A 19,635-nucleotide genomic window follows, 5' to 3' on the forward strand; every position below is an offset into this window, starting at 1 on the left:
GACGGGGCCCTTCATGCATTTCACCATTTCCCAGATAGCCGAAGCTCTCGGAACAGAAGCGGCGGGGGATATCGATCTTGTGATCACGCGCGCCGCTGAACCGGCGGATGCAGGACCGGACGACCTGGCTCTGGCGATGTCGCCGAAATATGCCGAGGCGCTGGGGCATGGAAAGGCGCGTGCGGCGCTGGTTTGGCCCGGCGCCGATTGGAAGGCGATGGGCCTTGCCGCGGCGATCTTCGCACCACGACCACGACTGGCGATGGCCGGCGTGACGGCGATGCTGGATCCGGGGCAGGGGGTTGCGCCGGGCATTCATCCTTCAGCCGTTGTCGATCCAAGCGCCGAGATCGGCGCGGATGTGCGTATCGGGCCACTGAGTGTCATCGGTGCCCGCGCGCGGATTGGCGCGGGTTCTGTGATCGGGCCGCATTGCGTGGTCGGGATGGATGCCGTTCTGGGACAGAAGGCCTGGCTACGCGAGATGGTCAGCATCGGTGCGCGCGTGACGATCGGCGACCGGTTCATTGCCCAACCGGGGGCGCGGATCGGCGGCGACGGATTCTCGTTCGTGACGCCCGAGGTATCGGGGGCCGAAAACGCCCGAAAGACGCTGGGCGACCAAGGCGAGGCCAAGGCGCAGGCCTGGGTCCGCATTCATTCTCTGGGTTCGGTCGAGATCGGCGATGACGTCGAGGTGGGCGCGAATTGCACCGTTGACAACGGCACCATCCGCAACACCCGGATCGGCGATGGCAGCAAGCTCGACAACCTGGTTCATGTGGGCCACAACACCCGCGTGGGGCGCGATTGCCTGCTGTGTGGCCAGACCGGTGTATCGGGCTCGGTCGAGATCGGCAACAACGTGGTTCTGGGCGGCCAGACCGGAGTGGTCGACAACATCTTCATCGGGGACGGGGTGATCTCGGGTGGGGGGACCAAGATCCTGTCCAATGTGCCCGCGGGCCGGGTGATCATGGGCTATCCGGGCGTGAAGATGGATCTGCACACCGAAATCTACAAGGCGCAGCGGCGACTGCCGCGAATGATGCGCGACATTGACGACCTGAAAAAGGCAGTTTTCAAACCCGGTTCGAGCGAGTAAATCACCCCCAAACCATCACAGGGGACCGAAATGAGCATCAGCGACCGCGTCATCGCCATCATTGCAGAGCAGGCCGTGCTGGAGCCGTCGGACGTCAGCCCGGAAAGCACGCTCGAGGATCTGGGGATAGACAGCCTGGGCCTTGTCGAAAGCATCTTTGCCATCGAGGAAGAATTCGACATCTCGATCCCGTTCAACGCCAATGAACCCACGCAGAGCGATTTCGATATCTCGAACGTGGCGGCGATCATCGCGGGCATCGAAAAACTCGTGGCGGAAAAGGTCTGACCGCCCCCATGAAACGGGTCGTCATCACCGGTGCTGGCACCATCAACGCGCTGGGGCACTCGGTGCCCGAGACGCTGGAAGCCATGCGCGAGGGCCGCTGCGGCATTGGCGAACTGGAGTTTCGCGATGTCGAACGGCTGGCGATCAGGATCGGCGGACAGGTACGCGGCTTCGAGGCCGAGGGGCGTTTCAATCGCCAGCAGATGTCGCTGTATGACCGGTTCACCCAGTTCACGCTGACTGCTACCAAGGAGGCGATCGAGCAGTCGGGGCTGGAGTTTCACGGTGAATTGTCGGCCAAATCGGGCGTGGTGCTGGGCACAGCCGGGGGCGGCGTCAGCACCTGGGACGAGAATTACCGCTCGGTCTATGAAGAGGGCAAGAACCGGGTTCATCCCTTTGTCGTGCCCAAGCTGATGAACAACGCGGCCGCCAGCCATGTGTCGATGGAGCACAATCTGAAGGGGCCGTCCTTCACCGTGTCGACAGCCTGTGCCTCGTCCAACCATGCGATGGCACAGGCGTTCAGCATGGTGCGCAGCGGCATGGCCCCGGTGATGATCACCGGGGGATCGGAATCGATGCTGTGTTTCGGCGGGGTCAAGGCCTGGGAAGGCTTGCGTGTGATGTCCAAGGACGCCTGCCGCCCTTTCAGCGCCAACCGCAACGGCATGGTTCAGGGCGAAGGCGCGGGCGTCTTCGTCTTCGAGGAATACGAGCACGCCAGGGCCCGCGGCGCCGAGATCCTGTGCGAGGTTTCCGGCTTTGCAATGTCCTCGGACGCCTCGGACATCGTGATGCCGTCGAAACAGGGGGCGGCGCGCGCCATGGCCGGGGCGCTGGCGGATGCCCGGATCAACCCGGGCGAGGTCGGCTACATCAATGCGCATGGCACCGGTACGGCCGCCAATGACAAGACCGAATGCGCCGCCGTGGCGGATGTGTTCGGCCCCCATGCCGACAGCCTGATGATCTCGTCGACCAAGTCCATGCATGGGCACCTGATCGGGGGAACCGGGGCGGTCGAGCTTCTGGCCTGCATAATGGCATTGCGCGATGGGGTGATCGCGCCGACCATCGGCTACGAGGAACCGGACCCCGAATGCGCGCTGGACGTGGTACCGAACGTGGCGCGCGAGGCCAGGGTCGACGTGGCGCTGAGCAATGCCTTTGCCTTTGGCGGGCTGAACGCGGTTCTGGCTCTGCGCAAGGTCTGAGTATGAAGGACAAACAGGCCGCCGCGACACATGGTCGGGCGGCCTTTGTCATTCAGGACCGTCTCACTCCGAGACGATGTCGACCTTGTCGTAGCCGGCGGTGAAGCCCTTGAGGGACATTTTCAACCGCACGACCTGGTCCGGGGCCGGAGCCGGCACCAGGGAAATAGTGGCCTCGGCGCCTTTCTGCATGGCATCGATATCGCCCTGGGTCAGGCCGATCTGGGCCACACAGCCGATCGGATTGCAGAAGGAATAATTGTAGCGTTTGCCCGGCGCACCGTCGATCTGCAATGTCAGTTGCGCCGGCAGCAGGGTCTCCAACGGCACGATTACCGTCGCGCCTGCCACGGCGACACCGCCTTCTTCCAGGCGGAACATCGAAAATTCGGCCATCGGGTTGCCCTTGTCGTCGGTCAGGATCTGCAGGAGCGAGCAGGGATCGGTCTCGGCTTCGGTCTTGATGCAGGCCAGATCCCAGTCGCCTGTCTTTTCCTTGGAATAGCGCTGACCGAGTTGCGGACCGGAATCGGCGGGCTGACCAAGATCGAGAAGTTGGTCTGCGGTCTTTTCCTGGCCGGCTGGTGCGGCCTCCCCGGATTGCGTGTCGGTCTGCGCCGCAACCGAGGTCGCCAATGCAAACAGGGCGGCGGCAAGTGGAAAGAGGGTCTTTTTCATGAATGCCTCATTGAGAGAATGGCTGCTCAATGTTCCACCTATCACGCGGCGCGAGGACTGTCAGCGGGCAAAGGCATGCGTAGGCGAGGATTTGATCGCCAAGTCTGAACATGAAAAAAGGGAACCTGGATCCAGGTTCCCTTTCTATGTTTTCTCCCCGTCGGACTGGCCGACTTAGTATTATGCACAGACGTTACGAAAGCGCTGGCGAGGGGTCAACAGTTAAGAAGGGGAATTTTCCGAATTCCGGTCAAATACCTGCCTTTGTTCAGGTTTTGATCAATCGGTAGAAAAATGCCGTGCCCTTGGGCACGGCCAGTCTGACAGGGAGGAAGCCCCCCGACGGCAGGACCGCCCTGGAGGACAATTTGGACTATCGCAGCCAAAGGTTAAGTTAGTATGGTCCATGTAGAACGCTAAAATTCGAGGCACAATCCATATGGACGGGAAGATTTTTCTTGGCGGTGGCGGTCCAGACTACGGGGTGGGCCAGTGGCTGGACCTGAAATACGCAAATCGGCACGGGCTGATTGCGGGGGCCACCGGAACCGGCAAGACGGTTACGCTTCAAATCCTGGCCGAAGGGTTCTCGGATGCCGGCGTTCCCGTGTTCATGGCGGATGTGAAGGGCGACCTGTCGGGCATGGCGAAATCCGGCTCTTCGGCGCACAAGCTGCATGGTCCGTTCACCGAGCGGGCCGGGAAGATCGGCTTTGCCGATTTCGACTATCGCGCCTGTCAGGTCACCTTCTGGGACCTGTTCGGCGAACAGGGACACCCGGTGCGGACCACGGTGGCCGAGATGGGACCGCTCTTGCTGTCGCAGTTGCTGGAACTGAGCGAGGCGCAGGAAGGCATCCTGAACATCGCCTTCCGGCTGGCCGACGAAGAGGGGCTGCCGCTCTTGGACCTCAAGGACCTTCAGGCGCTGCTGGTATGGATCGGCGAGAACGCCAAATCCCTTTCGCTGCGCTATGGCAATATCTCGCCCGCCTCGGTGGGCGCGATCCAGCGGCGGCTGCTGGTGATCGAGAACCAGGGCGGTGCGCGGCTGTTCGGCGAACCCGCCTTGGATCTGGCCGACCTGATCCGCACCGATGCCGAGGGGCGCGGCATGGTCAATATCCTCGCCTCGGACAGGCTGATGGCCTCGCCCAGGCTCTATGCCACCTTCCTGCTCTGGCTGCTCAGCGAACTGTTTGAGGAACTGCCCGAGGTGGGCGATCCGGACAAGCCGAAACTGGTGTTCTTCTTCGATGAGGCGCATCTGCTGTTCGACGACGCGCCCAAGGCGCTGATCGACAAGGTGGAACAGGTGGCGCGCCTGATCCGGTCCAAGGGGGTCGGCGTCTATTTCATCACCCAGAACCCGGCGGACGTGCCCGAGGACATCCTGGGCCAGCTGGGCAACCGCATCCAGCACGCGCTGCGCGCCTTTACCGCCAGGGACCGAAAGAACTTGCGACTGGCAGCCGAAACCTATCGCGAGAACCCCGCTTTCGATACCGAGGACGCCATCCGCGACGTGGGTGTGGGCGAGGCTGTGACATCGCTGTTGCAGAAGAAGGGGGTGCCTGGGATCGTCGAGCGCACGCTGATCCGGCCGCCCTCGTCGCAGCTGGGCCCGATCACCCCGGCGGAACGCCGGGCGATCCTGAACGCCTCCGACATGTCGGGGAAGTATGACACGACGCTGGACCGCAAGTCGGCTTTCGAGATCCTGGCACAGCGGGCCGAGGCGGCGGCGCGCGCGGCCGAGGCGGCCGAGGTGAAAGCCGAGGCGGCCAGCCCCTGGGAGCGGGAATACAATTCCGCCCGCCGCTATTCCGGCAGCCGGGTCAGCCGGTCGTCGTCACAGTCGCCGAAGCGGAGCAGGAAGGAAGACACGCTGACCAGCGCCATGAGCGAGGCGGTGATCAAGGAGTTGAAGGGCACCACCGGCCGCCGCATCGTGCGCGGCATCCTTGGCAGCCTGTTCAAGGGCCGTTGAGGGTGCAGGGGGCTCTGCCCCCGTCGCCTGTCGGCGACTCCCCCGGAGTACTTGGGACCAGAAAGAAGCAGGGCTGAATTGTGCTGCTTCTTTCTGGTCCAAAATACTCCGGAGCGCGAGGCGGAGCCTCGCAAAAAGACCACTGTCGTCTTAAGGAAAGGCCGCGTCCCGGAGGCGCGGCCTTTGGCGTTGCTACTTTTCGGGGATCAGCCCGCGTGGGCTGAACCTGAGCACAAGCAGCAGGATGACCCCCATGGTCAGCAGCCGCATATGGGCGGCACTGTCGATCAGGTGCGATTTCAGCGCGCTGCCTTCGGGCAGACCGATGGTGATGAGGTTCATAAGCCAGAGGCCCAGCGGCTCGACCTGGACCCAGAGGAACCAGATCAGCATGGCGCCCAGCACCGCGCCAAAGTTGTTGCCCGAGCCCCCGACGATCACCATCACCCAGATCAGGAAGGTAAAGCGCAACGGCTGGTAGGTGCCCGGTGTCAGCTGGCCGTCGAGCGTGGTCATCATCGCGCCGGCGATGCCGCAGACCGCCGAGCCCAGAACGAAGACCTGAAGGTGGCGGCGGGTGACATCCTTGCCCATGGCTTCGGCCGCGACCTCGTTGTCGCGGATGGCGCGCATCATCCGGCCCCAGGGGCTTTTCAGCGCCATCTGGGCCATCCAGAGCAGGACAAGCAGGACCACCATGAACAGCACCGAATAGCCGAACTTGACGTAGAGGGTCGAGGCGGTCACCGGATCGAGACCCAGACTGGCCGCGCTTTCGACGAAGCCGGGGTCGTTCTGCAGGTCGATCTCGTAGGGGACCGGACGCGGCAGGCCGATCACGTTCTTGACGCCGCGCGCCAGCCAGTCCTCGTTCTTCATCACCGCGATGATGATCTCGGCGATGCCCAGCGTGGCGATGGCGAGATAGTCGGAGCGCAGGCCAAGCGCGGTCTTGCCGATCAGCCAGGCCGCGCCCGCGGCGAGCAGCCCGCCCGCCGGCCAGGCCAGCAGGACCGGCAGGCCGAGCCCGCCGATATTGCCTGCGGCGGCAGGGTTGATCGCCTCGACCGCCATGACATTGGGATCGAAAACGGCCCGGTAGATCACGAATCCCGCGACCAGCACCGTCAGGATGGTCAGGGCGCGGGTGCGTCCCCTGGGCATCCGCCTGGTCGCCATCACGGCGGCAAACACGGTGGCGGCACCCAGCAGCAGCGCCAGGACGATGCCCCAGCCGCCGGCCGACCAGGCCTCGGGCGAGAGCGGCTCGGACACCAGCACCACGGCAAGACCGCCCAGGGCCACAAAGCCCATGACGCCGACGTTGAAGAGGCCGGCAAAACCCCATTGCAGGTTGACGCCGATCGCCATGATGGCCGAGATCAGCCCCATGTTGACGATCAGGATGGCCGAGTTCCAGCTTTGCATGAAGCCGGTGATCACGACCAGGGCGGCCACGCCCAGGAACAGGGCGGCATTCTTCACTGTCTCGGTCATACCGCTTTCCCCTTGAAGAGGCCCGTAGGCTTGAACAGCAGCACGATCAGCAGGATGACGAAGCTGACCGCGAACTTGTAATCGGTGCTCAGGAGCTGGACGAGGCCGTCAGGCTCCATGCCGGCGGGGGCGAGGTAGCCCAGCACCTTTTTCCAGGCATAGGTCACCGTGACCTCGGAAAAGGCGATGACGAATCCGCCCGCGATGGCGCCCAGCGGGCTGCCGAGGCCGCCCACGATGGCGGAGGCGAAGATCGGCAGCAGAAGCTGGAAATAGACGAAGGGCTTGAAGCTCTTGTCGAGGCCGTAGAGCACGCCCGCGGTGGTGGCCAGCGCCGCCACGATCAGCCAGGTGTACATCACCACCCGCTCGGGGTTGATGCCCGACAACAGCGCCAGATCCTCGTTGTCGGAATAGGCGCGCATCGACTTGCCGGTGCGGGTCTTGTTGAGAAACCAGAACAGCAGCGCCACGGCGATCACCGCCACGACAACGGTCAGTGCCTGGGTCGACTTGATGGCAAGGCCCTCTTCAAGACCGGTCATCTCCTTGAAGTCGCGAGCCGAGATCAGGAAGCGTGTACCATCGGCGAAGTTCTGGTCGTTGGGGCCGATGATGAAGCGCACCAGCCCGTTCATGATGAACATCACGCCCATCGAGACTATGACGAGGATCACCGGCTTGGCCTTCTGTTCGCGGTAGAAGCGATAAACCATGCGGTCGGTGACGAGCACCAGCGCCATGCACCCAAGGATGCCAAAGGGCAGGGCCAGCAGCGCGGTCGGCAGCGGGCCGAGGCCGATGCCCACGGATTGCAGCCACCAGGTCACCAGAACGGCGATCATCGCGCCAAACGCCATGGTGTCGCCATGGGCGAAGTTGGAAAAGCGCAGGATGCCATAGATCAGCGTCACCCCCAGAGCGCCCAGCGCCAGCTGGCTGCCATAGGCGATGGCGGGGATCAGCACGAAGTTGGACAGCGCCACGAGGGCGTTGAGGATGTCCATCAGTTATCCTCCGAAATACAGGTGCCCAGATGTGTTACTGCTCCGGGAATGTGAAAGTTGCCATGCGTCGACACCATCGCGGTGCCGTCCGGGGCAATCGAAAGCAGGGTTGCGGCCGTGGCCATCGGATCGGTCTGCGCCGACACCAGGTGCAGCATGCCGTCGCCGGCCGAAAGCCAGGCAAAGGCGATGGCCGCGGTTCCGGGCGTCAGCGTGACCTGCCAGCCGTCGCCGTCGCGCGCCACCAGCGCCGGGAACCCGGCATCGGTGCGGCATTCCTGGCCCGGCATGCATTCGCGGTCGAACTGGCAGCGATATAGGTCGCCGGCCATTGCCGGTCCCGCCGGCATGACCAGGGTGACGACCGCGAGGCAGGCAGAATGGATCGCGTGGTTCGCCACCCTCAGCCCCCCAGGAAGGATTTGCGCACTTCGGGATCTTCCAGCAGTTCCTTGCCGGTGCCGGTAAAGGCGTTGCGGCCCTGGACCAGGACATATCCCTTGTCGGCGATGGCAAGCGCCTGCTTTGCGTTCTGCTCGACCATCAGGATCGGCAGGCCGGTGCGGCTGACCTCGATGATGCGGTCGAAAAGCTCGTCCATCACGATGGGGCTGACGCCGGCGGTGGGTTCGTCGAGCATCAGCACCTTGGGCTTGGTCATCAGCGCCCGGCCCACGGCGACCTGCTGGCGCTGGCCGCCCGAAAGCTCGCCCGCGGCCTGGTAGCGTTTCTCGCGCAGGATTGGGAAAAGGTCATAGACCTGTTCCATGGTCTCGCGGATATCGTCGCGCCGGATGAAGGCGCCCATTTCCAGGTTCTCCTCGACCGTCATCGAGGTGAAGATGTTGCTGGTCTGCGGCACGAAGCCCATGCCCTTGACCACCCGGTCCTGCGGGGTGAGCCGGGTGATGTCCTCGCCATCGAGACGGACCGAGCCGGACCGCACGTCGAGCATGCCGAACACCGCCTTCATCGCGGTCGACTTGCCGGCGCCGTTGGGGCCGACAATGACCGCGATCTCGCCCGGGTTCACGGCGATGGTGCATTCATGCAGGATGTCGGGGCCCTTGCCGTAGCCGCCGGTCATGGTGTCGCCGATCAGGAAGGGGCCGCCGTCGACCTTGGTCGTCGGGCCGCTCTTGCGGTGGGCCGGGGTCATGGTGCCGACGCCATGCGGGTTGGTGATCGTGGCATCCTTGTTGCCGCGATCGTCCTGGTAGGGATTGCCGCTCATGCGCCCGCCTCCAGTTTCGCCTTGTTCTTGAGCCCGGTGCCGAGATAGGCCTCGATCACCTGCTCGTTGGCCTTGATCTCGTCCAGTGTGCCTTGGGCCAGGACCTTGCCTTCGGCCATGCAGATCACGGGGTCGCAGATCTTGCCGATGAAATCCATGTCGTGCTCGATCACCACGAAAGTATAGCCGCGTTCCTTGTTCAGGCGCAGGATAGTGTCGGCGATGGTCATCAGCAGGGTGCGGTTCACACCGGCGCCGACCTCGTCGAGAAAGACGATCTTGGCATCGACCATCATGGTGCGCCCCAGTTCCAGCAGCTTCTTCTGCCCGCCCGAGACCTGTCCCGCCTTGTGGTCGGCCAGATGGCTGATGGTCAGGAATTCCAGCACTTCGTCGGCCTTGGCGCGCAGGGCGCGTTCCTGGTCGGCGATGCGCTTGCGCCCGAACCAGGTGTTCCACAGGGTTTCACCGATCTGGCCGCCGGGCACCATCATCAGGTTCTCGCGGCAGGTCATCGAGCTGAACTCATGCGCGATCTGAAAGGTCCTGAGCAGCCCCTTGTGGAACAATTCGTGCGGCGGCAGGCCGGTGATGTCCTCGCCATCCATGGTGACCTTGCCACTGGTGGGCGGCAGGACGCCGGCGATCACGTTGAACAGGGTGGTCTTGCCGGCTCCGTTCGGCCCGATCAGGCCGGTAATGGAACCCTTGGCGATTTCCAGCGATGCACCATCCACCGCATGGAACCCGCCGAAGTGCTTGTGCACGTCTTCGACGACGATCATGTGTTCCCCCAAGCCGCATACATTGCGCGGCCCTGTTGTTTATTGCCTCATCCTCGTGCGAGGTGCGGCTTTTTGTCATTGAAACAGCCCGGACACAAGGACCGGGCTGCTTGTCAGTCCATCATTGCAGAGCGATCAACGGAACTTGGCCGTGGTGATCTTGCCGCCCTCGAGCTTGATCTGGCGGTAGTTGCCGGCGCTTTCACCGGGTCCGATCAGCTCGACCGCGGTTGCGCCGACATAATCGACATCGCCGCCGTCCTTGATGATCTGCAGCGCCTTGGCCAGTTCGCCGGGATAGATCTTTTCGCCCGGTGCGTTGGCGACATGCATGATGTGCTCTTTGTAATCGGCCGAATCCTTGGAGTTCGCGGCCTGCATGGCAAGCAGGATCAGCGCTGCCGCGTCATAGGATTCGGGGGTGAAGGGCGAGGTTGCGTCGAAGGCGCCGGCCACGATTTCCTCGTACTTGGCCACGCCCGGGCTGTCGGTGCCGGGATGCTGGCCGGTAGAGCCGTCGATCTCGCTGCCGAAATTCTCTTCCAGCTTGGCGCCGATCATGCCGTCGGGGAAGTGGAACGTGTCGAAAGCACCCGAATCGATCGCCGAGCGCACGATGCCCGAACCGCCCTGGTCGACATAGCCGGCCACGACCAGACGCTGACCGCCCGCCGCGGCAAGCGCGCCGACTTCGGCCGAGTAGTCGGCCTTGCCGTCTTCATGCGCGGCCGAGATGGTGACCTTGCCGCCGGCGGCTTCGAAAGCCTGCTGGAAGCTGTCGGCCAGACCCTTGCCGTAGTCGTTGTTGGTATAGGTCACGGCAACTTCGTTGATGCCTTCTTCCATCAGGATCTCGGTCATCACGACGCCCTGGCGCGCATCCGAGGGCGCGGTGCGGAAGAACAGGCCGTTGTCCTCGGCGGTGGACAGCGCCGGCGAGGTGGCCGAGGGAGAGATCATCACGACGCCGTTCGGCACCGCGACGTTCGACAGGATGGCGCCGGTGACACCCGAGCAGTCGGCGCCCATGATCCCGTCGACCTTGTCCGAGGTGATCAGGCGTTCGGCGGCGGCGGTGGCGGCGGCGGCATCGACGCAGGTCGAGTCGGCACGGACCGAGGTGACGGTGGCGCCGTCCAGCAGCAGACCCGAGTCGCTGACTTCCTTCATCGCCAGTTCGGCGCCATCGGCCATCGACGGAGTCAGCGATTCGATCGGGCCGGTGAAGCCCAGGATCACGCCGATCTTGACTTCCTTGGCGTGACCGCCGGCAAAGGCGGCGCTGGCCATCAGTGCGGAGGCCGCAGTGGCCGTGAGCAGTTTCTTCATAAGTTACTCCCTTGTTGGAACGCAATCGTTCTGCATCGAAATTAGGCAAGCTGCGGGAAAAAGGAAAGTCCTAACGAAAAAGTGGTTTTGCGGCGGAAATCGCCTAGATGTTTGCCGGAAACCTGCGGTTTGAATGCCGCTTCAGCCAGAGGTTGGATCATGCTTTACCGTCTGTTCAACGCTTTGATTCTGACGCTTTGCTTCATCGGCTCTCCGGGGATGGCACAATCGGTCCTGACGACGTCTGCGGGACAGGTCCGACTGGAGGTCATGGCTGAAGGGCTGGACACGCCCTGGGCCGTCGCACCGCTGCCTGAGGGTGGGGCACTGATCACCGAACGTGGCGGTCGGCTGGTGTTTGCCTCGGACGGCAGGGTGCAGCCCGTAACCGGCGTGCCCCGGACGCGATCCCAGGGACAGGGCGGATTGCTCGACATCACGCTGGCGGCGGATTTTGCGCAAAGCCGCGAGCTATTCCTGACCTATTCCCGGCCTCAGTCGGGGGGTGGGGCAGGTACCGCCGTTGCAGTGGCGCGGTTGAGCCCGGAAAACCGGCGTCTGACGCAAGTGAACACCATCTTCGAGGCCGCCCCCGGCAGCAAAGGAGGACGGCATTTCGGCAGCCGCGTAGTCGAGGCGACCGATGGCACGCTGTTCGTCACGCTGGGCGACCGGGGCGAGGCTGCGTCTGCGCAGGACCGTTCCAACCATAACGGCAGCGTGATCCGCATCCGCCGTGATGGCAGCGTGCCAGCGGACAATCCCTTTGTCGGCAACTCCGGTGTGCGGCCCGAAATCTGGTCCTGGGGACATCGCAACCCGCAAGGCGCGGCGCTTGACGGGCGCGGACGTCTGTGGACCTCGGAACATGGGGCCAGGGGCGGGGACGAGATCAACCTGATCCGCAAGGGCGCGAACTATGGCTGGCCGGTGATCTCCTACGGAACCGAGTATTCCGGCGCAAGGATCGGAGAGGGTACGCACAAGGCCGGGATGGAACAGCCATCGTTCTACTGGGATCCCTCGATCGCGCCCTCGGGGCTGATGATCTATTCCGGCAGGCTTTGGCCCGAGTGGCAGGGCCATCTGTTTGTCGGCTCGCTCAAATTCGACCATATCGCCCGGCTGGCGGGCGAACCGCCGCGCCAGGCGGAGCGGATCGAGGGTCCGGAAACCGAGCGTTTGCGCGATATCGTCGAAGCACCCGACGGAACGATCTGGTTCATCTCCGAGGGGCGCGGCGCTGTTTACAGGATGAGCCCCGCTTCCTAGGCTGATCTCGACCAGCAATCAGGCATGGAGGGTGCGATGCGGTGGTTGATATTTTTCCTTGTGCTTCTAAGTCCGGCGTCGGCAAGCGCCGAGGACCGGGTCTTCGCCAGTTATGATGAATATGCCGGTTTCGTGGACGAAAAGATCATGTGGCGCGATTTCGTAGCGCTGATCAACAGCCTCGGCGGTGAGGACGAATATACCGAAGCCCAGCTGAACGCCACAAATGCGCAGCTCCTGAACGCGATGCCCTTCGACTTCACCGGCAGCGCGGTTCTCAAACGGGTCGAGCTGACGCCGGACTTCAGCCAGGAAATGCGGGTCTACTGGAACCGGCAGAAATCATATGTCTACTTCTATGCCTTCCTGCACCGCCGCGAAGAGGGACTGGTGGTCCTGAAATTCAACCTCAACACAAATTCCGACAATATCTTCGACAAGTTCTGACCTGCGGCGCGGCACGCGCCTTCATCTTTTCGAAAATCCTTCGGGGGGCAAGGCCCGTCAGGGCCGAGGGGGCAGTGCCCCCTGACGTGGCAGTTCAGACCGAAAGCCGGGTGCTTTGCGCGCCGCGTTCGCGATAGGGCGTCGTGTTGTAATGCGCCCGGTAGCATTTGGAGAAATGGCTGGGCGAGGCAAAGCCGCAGGCCAGCGCCACGTTGATCACGCTCATGTCGGTCTGCATCAGCAGGTTGCGGGCCTTTTGCAGGCGCAGTTCCATGTAATAGCGTTTCGGGCTGCGGCTCAGGTAGCGGCGGAACAGCCGTTCCAGCTGACGGGTGGACATGCCGACGTCCTTGGCCAGCGCGGCGGGCGAGATCGGTTCCTCGATGTTGCGTTCCATCATCTGGATGACCTGGCTCAGCTTGGGGTGACGCACGCCGATCCGGGTCGGCGTCGACAGGCGCTGGGTGTCCTGGTCGGTACGGATCGAGGAATAGATCAGCTGGTCGGCCACCGCATTGGCGAGTTCCTCGCCGTGCTGGTTGGCGATCAGCTTGAGCATCAGGTCGATCGAGGCGGTGCCGCCGGCGGTGGTGATCCGGTTTCCGTCGACCACAAAGACCGATTTGGTCAGGGTCACATCTTCAAATTCCTCGATGAAACTGTCCTGGTTCTCCCAATGGATGGTGGCGCGTTTGCCATCGAGCAGCCCGGCCTTGGCCAGCGTGTAGCCCGCTGTGCAAAGCCCGCCGATGACCGGGCCGCGGCGTGCCTCGCGGCGCAGCCAGCTGACGACCTTTCGGGTGGTGGCCTTCTGAACGTCGATGCCGCCGCAGACCATGAGCATGTCCTCGCGCCGCAACTCGCCGAGGTCGCCGTCAAGCTTGAACACGGTGCCGTTCGAGCAGGTGGCCGATACGCCGCCCTCCCCGATGACGGTCCATTCGTACAGCGTCTTGCCGGCCATCCGGTTTGCAATGCGAAGCGATTCAACCGCGCAAGCGAAACACAGCATGGTGAACTGGTCGAGAAGAACAAAGACAAAGCGTTGCGGCTTCTTGCCGGCAGTATCAACTTTGACAACTTGGCGTTGTTCTTTCACTGTGTAATGTCCTTGTTTTGCATCATGCGCGGCTCCAGCGCATATGCGATCTCTACTGCACATTGGGCAGAGCTTGTTTACGACGTCAAGAGCCGCAAATCGGATATGGTCACTGCTACATGGTTTTTGTATAGAGGCCACCTGTCGTTATCGTTGCGGAGAAAAGCTATGACCGAGTGGCAAAAGACGAGCTGGCGCGCCAAACCGCGGGTTCAGATGCCCGACTATACCGATCCGGCCGCTCTGGCCCAGGTCGAGGCGCAGCTTTCCAAGTATCCGCCGCTGGTTTTTGCCGGCGAGGCGCGGCGGCTGAAGCGCCATCTGGGAGCGGCGGGCCGGGGCGAAGCCTTCCTGCTTCAGGGCGGCGATTGCGCCGAGAGCTTCGAACAGTTCAGTGCTGACGGCATCCGCGACACGTTCAAGGTGATGTTGCAGATGGCGATGGTGCTTACCTATGGCGCAAAGGTGCCGGTGATCAAGGTGGGCCGCATGGCAGGCCAGTTCGCCAAGCCGCGCAGCGCGCCGACCGAGGTGGTCGGGGGTGTCGAACTGCCCAGTTACCGCGGCGACATCATCAACGAGCTGGCCTTCACGCCCGAGGCGCGCATTCCCGATCCCAGGAAGATGTTGCAGGCCTATACCCAGGCCGCTGCGACACTGAACCTGCTGCGTGCCTTCTCGACCGGCGGTTTCGCCGACATGAGCCGGGTGCATTCCTGGACCCTTGGGTTCACCGACGAGCAGGATGTACAGAAATATTCCGAGATCGCGGACCGCATCCAGGACACGATCGATTTCATGGGGGCCGCCGGCATCACGGCGAACACCACGCATGAATTCTCGACCGTCGAATTCTATACCAGTCACGAGGGGCTGCTGCTGGAGTACGAGGAAGCGCTGACGCGGCTCGACTCCACCTCGGGGAATTGGCTGGCGGGTTCCGGTCACATGATCTGGATCGGCGACCGCACCCGGCAGCCGGATGGCGCGCATGTGGAATACTGCCGCGGCGTGTTGAACCCGATCGGGTTGAAATGCGGACCGACAACCAGCGCCGAGGACCTCAAGATCCTGATGTCCAGGCTGAACCCCGAAAATGAAGAGGGGCGGTTGACCCTGATCGCACGGTTCGGCGCAGGCAAGGCTGGCGAGCATCTGCCGCGCCTGATCAAGGCGGTGCGCGAGGAAGGCGCCAAGGTGACCTGGGTCTGCGACCCGATGCATGGCAACACGATCAAGTCGGCCTCGGGCTACAAGACCCGTCCGTTCGATTCGGTCTTGCGCGAGGTGCGGGATTTCTTTGCCGTGCATCAGTCCGAAGGCACCGTGCCCGGCGGCGTGCATTTCGAGATGACCGGCCAGGACGTGACCGAATGCACCGGCGGCGTTCGTGCCGTGACGGACGAGGACCTGAGCGACCGGTACCATACCGCCTGCGATCCGCGCCTCAACGCAAGCCAGTCTCTGGAACTGGCGTTTCTCGTTGCCGAGGAACTGTCAAAGCTGCGCAACACGCAGCGCCGCCGCACGGCGGTGTGAAAGGGATCGTGATGGCCCGGTTCCGCCGGGCCATCACGGCGTCGGTCAGTCTTCCTGCGGCACCACGCGCAATACCGGTTTTCCCCGAAGCATTGGCACGGAATCCTCGGCCAGACCGGGCACGGGTGAGCGCATCTTTTCCCGACAGTCGGCCGTCAGTGTTCTAAGTTTGGACTTCGAAAGTTCGAACCGGAGGCCTCCGGTTCCGAACGGGCCGTCCGCGATCAGGACCCCGAGCGCGCGGCTGACATCGCCGAGATCGCTTTTCAACGGCAAAAGCACGGCCCGCGCTTCAATCGCGCCGGCGCCATGGCCCGGCGCCGCGGTCAGAGACAATTCGGCAATGGCCGGTGCCAGGAACACATTTTCGATCGTGGCCGTGATTTCGGCGCGGGCCGTTGCCGAAAAAAGCGCTGTAATCGGCATGCCGCGCACCTCCATACCTGCGATGAGCGTCAGATGGTTGCCGGCAAGTCGGAAGCGCGCGATGCCCGGCGCTATACGTTCGAGGATGAACGTGTATTCGAGAATGTTCTCAAGACCGCGCGGGTCGATGTCGGACCGGTGCGGTATGTTGTCCCCGGTGCGCAGCGCAGACCAGTAGGCCTCGGCCTGGCGCAATGGGGAAAGACTGCGACCATTTCGAAACCGGTCCATCGAGATTACATTCCCCGTTTTGCCCTTGGAGCGGTTACCCAAGATAAACATCATCACTACACCCAGTATCCCGATGCCCCGTTTGCCTGTGTCCGCCCGGAAGGCCGGCGATCGGCGCGAGCGGGACAGGTTACCCAAGTGTTAACGTGCCACGGGTAGCCTCTATTTTGGAGTATTTCCTTAACGAATGGTTAATTGTCTTAAACTGGTGGAAAATTCGGCCGGGTCTTGCCCTGAGGCAGGGGTTCGCATTAGGTGCAGCGGAACGGAACGGTCGCAGTTCGACACGGGAGTTGACCAAGATGATCAGATCCATGACGGGTTTCGCCTCGGCGCGTGGCGAAAAGGCGCCGTTTTCCTGGAGCTGGGACTTGCGAAGTGTGAACGCCAAGGGGTTGGATCTGCGGCTGCGGGTACCCGACTGGCTGGAGGGGCTGGAGGCCGCGCTGAGGGCCGATCTGGCCAAGGCGCTCACCCGGGGAAGCGTGAATCTGACGCTGAGACTGGGGCGGGACGAAGAGGTGCCGAGCCTGGCGCTGAACCAGACTGCGTTGGCAGCTGTGCTGGACGCGCTGGCCGAGGCCGAGGAACAGGCCATGGCGCGGGGGCTGACGCTGGCGCCGTCCTGCGCGGCCGATCTGCTGGCGCTGCGCGGCGTTATGGACGCGGGCAGCGGCGAAGAGGATCTTGCACCGGTCATCGTCCAGCTCAAGGCGGAGTTTGAACCTCTCGTTCAGGCATTTGTGCAGATGCGTGAAACTGAAGGGGCGGCCCTGAGCGAAATCCTGCAAAGCCAGTTGGCGCGGGTCGAAGAGCTTACGGCCGAAGCATCGGAATTGGCCGAGGCCCGCAAGGGTGCGGTGGCCGAAACCCTGCGCGCCAATCTGGCGCGGGTTTTGGCCAATTCGGACGGAGCCGACCCGGACCGGGTGGCGCAGGAACTGGCACTGCTGGCGGTCAAGGCCGATGTCACCGAGGAACTGGACCGGCTGCGCGCCCATGTGCGCGCCGCGCGGGCACTGCTGGACCAGGGGGGCGCGGTGGGGCGCAAGCTCGACTTCCTGATGCAGGAATTCAACCGCGAAGCCAACACGCTCTGTTCGAAGTCACAAAACGCTGACCTGACTGCGGTAGGGTTGGAATTGAAGGCGGTTATCGACCAGATGCGCGAACAGGTACAGAATGTGGAATAACGGAAAGGAAACCTGCGCATGACCGATCGCCGCGGCCTATTGATCATCCTCTCCTCGCCTTCGGGCGCGGGAAAATCGACATTGGCGCGCAGGCTGATGGCCTGGGACCCGGGCCTGAGATTCTCGGTCTCGGCCACCACCCGCCCGCCGCGCCCGGGCGAGGAACACGGGCGCGAATATTTCTTCCTGACCGAGGAGCAGTTCAAGGGGCAGGTGCGGCGCGGCGAGATGCTGGAACATGCCCATGTGTTCGGCAATTTCTATGGCTCGCCCGCCGGACCCGTGCGCGAGACGATCGAGGCCGGACAGGACGTTCTGTTCGACGTCGACTGGCAGGGCGAGATCCAGATCCGCAACTCGGACCTGGGCAAGCATGCGCTGTCGATCTTCATCCTGCCGCCCTCGATCCGGGAACTGCGCCGCCGCCTGGAAAACCGCGGCCAGGACAGCGCCGAGGTGATCTCGAAACGGATGCTGAAAAGCTGGGACGAGATCAGCCACTGGGGCTATTACGACTATGTCCTGATCAACGACGATCTGGACGCCACCGAGGCGAAACTGAAAACCATCGTCAGCGCCGAACGCATGCGCCGCATCCAGCAGCCCGCCTTGCAGGAGCATGTACGCAAGTTGCAAACCGAATTCGAGGATCTGTCATGACCATCTTTGCCCTGGGCGCGCACCGCCCGCAAATTCACCCCGACACCTGGATCGCGCCCGATGCCAACCTGATCGGCCAGGTGGTGCTGGAAGAGGGCGCCTCGGTCTGGTTCGGCGCCACGATACGCGCAGATCACGAGGTGATCCGGGTAGGGGCCGGGTCGAACATTCAGGAAAACTGCGTCATGCATATCGACGCGGGCTATCCCTTGACCGTCGGCCGGAACTGCACCATCGGCCACAAGGTGATGCTGCATGGCTGCACGATCGGCGACAATACCCTGATCGGCATGGGGGCTACCGTTCTGAATGGCGCGAGAATCGGCAGCAACTGCCTGATCGGGGCGGGGGCGCTGATTACCGAGAACAAGGAAATCCCCGACAATTCGCTGGTCATGGGCGCGCCGGGCCGGGTCGTGCGGCAACTGGACGAAGCGGCGATCACCCGGATCGAGCTGAGCGCCCGATACTATCAGGACAACATGCGCCGGTACCGGGAGACCTTGGTTCCGATCGAATAGGGGCGGGTTCGCGAGGCTGGCATGTCGTTGGAAACCGTGATCCATGAACTTGTTGCGGCAGTACCCCTGCCGGCGCTGCTGGTGGACCAGTCCGAACGCATCCTGACGGCCAATGCCGAGGCTCAGACGCTGTTCGGCGGCCAGACCACCGGCCGTCATTTCGCCACCATCCTGCGCCAGCCGCAGGTGATCGAGGCGATCGAGAAATCCTTGCGCGACAAGGCAGGCGCCACCAGCCGCTATCTGGGCAGTGACGGAGCGCAGGATACATCCTTCGATGTCAGCTGCCGCTATGTTCGCGGGGTCGGCGCCGTGCAGGGGGGCGCGGTTCTGGTCAGCTTCATCGACGTGACGCCGGTCGAGCAGGCGGGCCAGATGCGGCGCGACTTTGTCGGCAACGTCAGCCACGAGTTGCGCACGCCGCTGACCGCCATCATGGGGTTCATCGAAACCCTGCGCGGGCCCGCCCGCGACGATGCGCAGGCGCGGGAGCGTTTCCTGGTCATCATGGAACAGGAGGCCAGCCGGATGAACCGGCTGGTGGGCGATCTGTTGTCGCTTAACCGTGTGGAAAGCGAAGAGAGGGTTCGCCCGCGCGAGCAGGTGGACCTGAGCGCGCAGATAAGCTCTACGCTGAATTCCCTGGGGCCTCTGGCAGCCGAGGCCGGTGTCGAACTGATCTCGGAAGGACCCGACCATCCGGTGAGCCTGACCGGCGATACTGACCAGATCCGCCAGGTGCTGACCAATCTGATCGAGAACGCGATCAAGTACGGTGGCAGCGGCGGCGAGGTCAGGATAAGCCTGTCCGAGGTGGACCGCGACCCGGCGGTGCGGGGACCAGCCGTCAGGCTTCGGGTGACGGACCGTGGACCCGGCATAGATCCGATCCATCTGCCACGGCTGACCGAACGATTCTACCGCGCCGACAGCCACCGATCCCGGCAGAAGGGCGGCACCGGGCTTGGCCTGGCCATCGTCAAGCATATCGTCAACCGGCATCGCGGCCGGTTGCGGGTGGAAAGCGAGTTGGGCAAGGGCTCGACCTTCACGGTGATTCTGCCCCGCTGACCGGTTTTCGCGTTCACGCGGTGCGAAGCTGGCTTCAGACCACGCC

The 19,635-nt window shown here is 63.3% G+C and carries 20 protein-coding genes; 11 read left to right on the plus strand and 9 right to left on the minus strand.

What is annotated here, in order from left to right; genetic code table 11:
* The first annotated feature begins 13 nt into the window (after window positions 1–13).
* From lpxD to BLT75_RS00635, 3 genes are read left to right on the plus strand one after another with little or no spacing between them, the layout of a single operon-like run.
* Window positions 14–1,105, plus strand: coding sequence for a UDP-3-O-(3-hydroxymyristoyl)glucosamine N-acyltransferase (gene lpxD, locus BLT75_RS00625; RefSeq protein WP_093026777.1), 1,092 nt, complete (start codon window positions 14–16; stop codon window positions 1,103–1,105).
* 30 nt (window positions 1,106–1,135) lie between these two features.
* Window positions 1,136–1,393 carry an acyl carrier protein gene (locus BLT75_RS00630; RefSeq protein WP_093026778.1) on the plus strand — a complete coding sequence of 86 codons (258 nt, stop codon included), beginning with the start codon at window positions 1,136–1,138 and terminating at the stop codon, window positions 1,391–1,393.
* Window positions 1,394–1,401: 8 nt separating this feature from the next.
* On the plus strand, window positions 1,402–2,610 hold the full coding sequence (locus BLT75_RS00635) for a beta-ketoacyl-[acyl-carrier-protein] synthase family protein (protein WP_093026779.1): 1,209 nt from the start codon (window positions 1,402–1,404) through the stop codon (window positions 2,608–2,610).
* Window positions 2,611–2,673: 63 nt separating this feature from the next.
* Here the strand turns inward: BLT75_RS00635 and BLT75_RS00640 are convergent, their stop codons facing one another.
* Window positions 2,674–3,288, minus strand: a complete 615-nt coding sequence (locus BLT75_RS00640; RefSeq protein ID WP_093026780.1) for an invasion associated locus B family protein — start codon at window positions 3,286–3,288, stop codon at window positions 2,674–2,676.
* 439 nt (window positions 3,289–3,727) lie between these two features.
* Here BLT75_RS00640 and BLT75_RS00645 point away from each other — a divergent pair, with 439 nt between their 5' ends.
* Window positions 3,728–5,278: a helicase HerA-like domain-containing protein gene (locus BLT75_RS00645; RefSeq protein ID WP_093026781.1), complete on the plus strand. Its 1,551-nt coding sequence runs from the start codon at window positions 3,728–3,730 to the stop codon at window positions 5,276–5,278.
* Between the two features lie 192 nt (window positions 5,279–5,470).
* Here BLT75_RS00645 and BLT75_RS00650 read toward each other — a convergent pair whose 3' ends face one another.
* From BLT75_RS00650 to BLT75_RS00675, 6 genes are all read right to left on the minus strand, one after another.
* Window positions 5,471–6,775 carry a branched-chain amino acid ABC transporter permease gene (locus BLT75_RS00650; protein ID WP_093026782.1) on the minus strand — a complete coding sequence of 435 codons (1,305 nt, stop codon included), beginning with the start codon at window positions 6,773–6,775 and terminating at the stop codon, window positions 5,471–5,473.
* On the minus strand, window positions 6,772–7,782 hold the full coding sequence (locus tag BLT75_RS00655; protein WP_093026783.1) for a branched-chain amino acid ABC transporter permease: 1,011 nt from the start codon (window positions 7,780–7,782) through the stop codon (window positions 6,772–6,774). The genes BLT75_RS00650 and BLT75_RS00655 overlap by 4 nt, the downstream gene beginning before the upstream one ends.
* Window positions 7,782–8,114 (minus strand): hypothetical protein, encoded by a 333-nt coding sequence (locus tag BLT75_RS00660; protein WP_143028491.1) that lies wholly within the window; start codon window positions 8,112–8,114, stop codon window positions 7,782–7,784. The genes BLT75_RS00655 and BLT75_RS00660 overlap by 1 nt, the downstream gene beginning before the upstream one ends.
* A 71-nt stretch (window positions 8,115–8,185) precedes the next feature.
* Window positions 8,186–9,016 carry an ABC transporter ATP-binding protein gene (locus tag BLT75_RS00665; RefSeq protein ID WP_093026785.1) on the minus strand — a complete coding sequence of 277 codons (831 nt, stop codon included), beginning with the start codon at window positions 9,014–9,016 and terminating at the stop codon, window positions 8,186–8,188.
* Entirely contained in the window at window positions 9,013–9,801 is a 789-nt protein-coding gene (locus BLT75_RS00670; RefSeq protein WP_093026786.1) for an ABC transporter ATP-binding protein, read from the minus strand. The genes BLT75_RS00665 and BLT75_RS00670 overlap by 4 nt, the downstream gene beginning before the upstream one ends.
* Before the next feature lie 135 nt (window positions 9,802–9,936).
* On the minus strand, window positions 9,937–11,130 hold the full coding sequence (locus tag BLT75_RS00675) for an ABC transporter substrate-binding protein (protein WP_093026787.1): 1,194 nt from the start codon (window positions 11,128–11,130) through the stop codon (window positions 9,937–9,939).
* A gap of 159 nt (window positions 11,131–11,289) precedes the next feature.
* Between BLT75_RS00675 and BLT75_RS00680 the strand changes: the two genes are divergently transcribed.
* Both BLT75_RS00680 and BLT75_RS00685 read left to right on the plus strand, forming a co-directional pair.
* Window positions 11,290–12,402: a PQQ-dependent sugar dehydrogenase gene (locus BLT75_RS00680; RefSeq protein WP_093026788.1), complete on the plus strand. Its 1,113-nt coding sequence runs from the start codon at window positions 11,290–11,292 to the stop codon at window positions 12,400–12,402.
* Between the two features lie 36 nt (window positions 12,403–12,438).
* Window positions 12,439–12,849 carry a hypothetical protein gene (locus BLT75_RS00685; RefSeq protein WP_143028492.1) on the plus strand — a complete coding sequence of 137 codons (411 nt, stop codon included), beginning with the start codon at window positions 12,439–12,441 and terminating at the stop codon, window positions 12,847–12,849.
* A 94-nt stretch (window positions 12,850–12,943) separates the two neighbouring features.
* On the opposite strand, the gene BLT75_RS00690 is transcribed toward BLT75_RS00685, so the two are convergent.
* Window positions 12,944–13,948: a GlxA family transcriptional regulator gene (locus BLT75_RS00690; RefSeq protein WP_093026790.1), complete on the minus strand. Its 1,005-nt coding sequence runs from the start codon at window positions 13,946–13,948 to the stop codon at window positions 12,944–12,946.
* A gap of 168 nt (window positions 13,949–14,116) precedes the next feature.
* Between BLT75_RS00690 and BLT75_RS00695 the strand changes: the two genes are divergently transcribed.
* Complete coding sequence (locus BLT75_RS00695) at window positions 14,117–15,487, plus strand: class II 3-deoxy-7-phosphoheptulonate synthase (RefSeq protein WP_093026791.1); 1,371 nt, start codon at window positions 14,117–14,119, stop codon at window positions 15,485–15,487.
* A 45-nt stretch (window positions 15,488–15,532) separates the two neighbouring features.
* Here BLT75_RS00695 and BLT75_RS00700 read toward each other — a convergent pair whose 3' ends face one another.
* On the minus strand, window positions 15,533–16,198 hold the full coding sequence (locus BLT75_RS00700) for a PAS domain-containing protein (RefSeq protein ID WP_245706297.1): 666 nt from the start codon (window positions 16,196–16,198) through the stop codon (window positions 15,533–15,535).
* A 248-nt stretch (window positions 16,199–16,446) separates the two neighbouring features.
* On the opposite strand from BLT75_RS00700, the gene BLT75_RS00705 reads away from it, so the two are divergent.
* From BLT75_RS00705 to BLT75_RS00720, 4 genes are read left to right on the plus strand one after another with little or no spacing between them, the layout of a single operon-like run.
* Entirely contained in the window at window positions 16,447–17,337 is an 891-nt protein-coding gene (locus BLT75_RS00705) for a YicC/YloC family endoribonuclease (RefSeq protein ID WP_093027288.1), read from the plus strand.
* An 18-nt stretch (window positions 17,338–17,355) separates the two neighbouring features.
* The gene (gene gmk / locus BLT75_RS00710) at window positions 17,356–17,997 is read left to right on the plus strand and encodes a guanylate kinase (protein ID WP_093026792.1); all 642 of its coding nucleotides are present in this window, start codon (window positions 17,356–17,358) and stop codon (window positions 17,995–17,997) included.
* Window positions 17,994–18,518, plus strand: a complete 525-nt coding sequence (locus tag BLT75_RS00715; RefSeq protein WP_093026793.1) for a gamma carbonic anhydrase family protein — start codon at window positions 17,994–17,996, stop codon at window positions 18,516–18,518. The genes gmk and BLT75_RS00715 overlap by 4 nt, the downstream gene beginning before the upstream one ends.
* A gap of 21 nt (window positions 18,519–18,539) precedes the next feature.
* The gene (locus BLT75_RS00720; RefSeq protein WP_093026794.1) at window positions 18,540–19,589 is read left to right on the plus strand and encodes a sensor histidine kinase; all 1,050 of its coding nucleotides are present in this window, start codon (window positions 18,540–18,542) and stop codon (window positions 19,587–19,589) included.
* Window positions 19,590–19,635 lie beyond the last annotated feature (46 nt).

Origin of the sequence: Ruegeria marina (assembly GCF_900101475.1) — a bacterium.
GTDB classification, from domain to species: Bacteria; Pseudomonadota; Alphaproteobacteria; order Rhodobacterales; family Rhodobacteraceae; genus Ruegeria_B; species Ruegeria_B marina.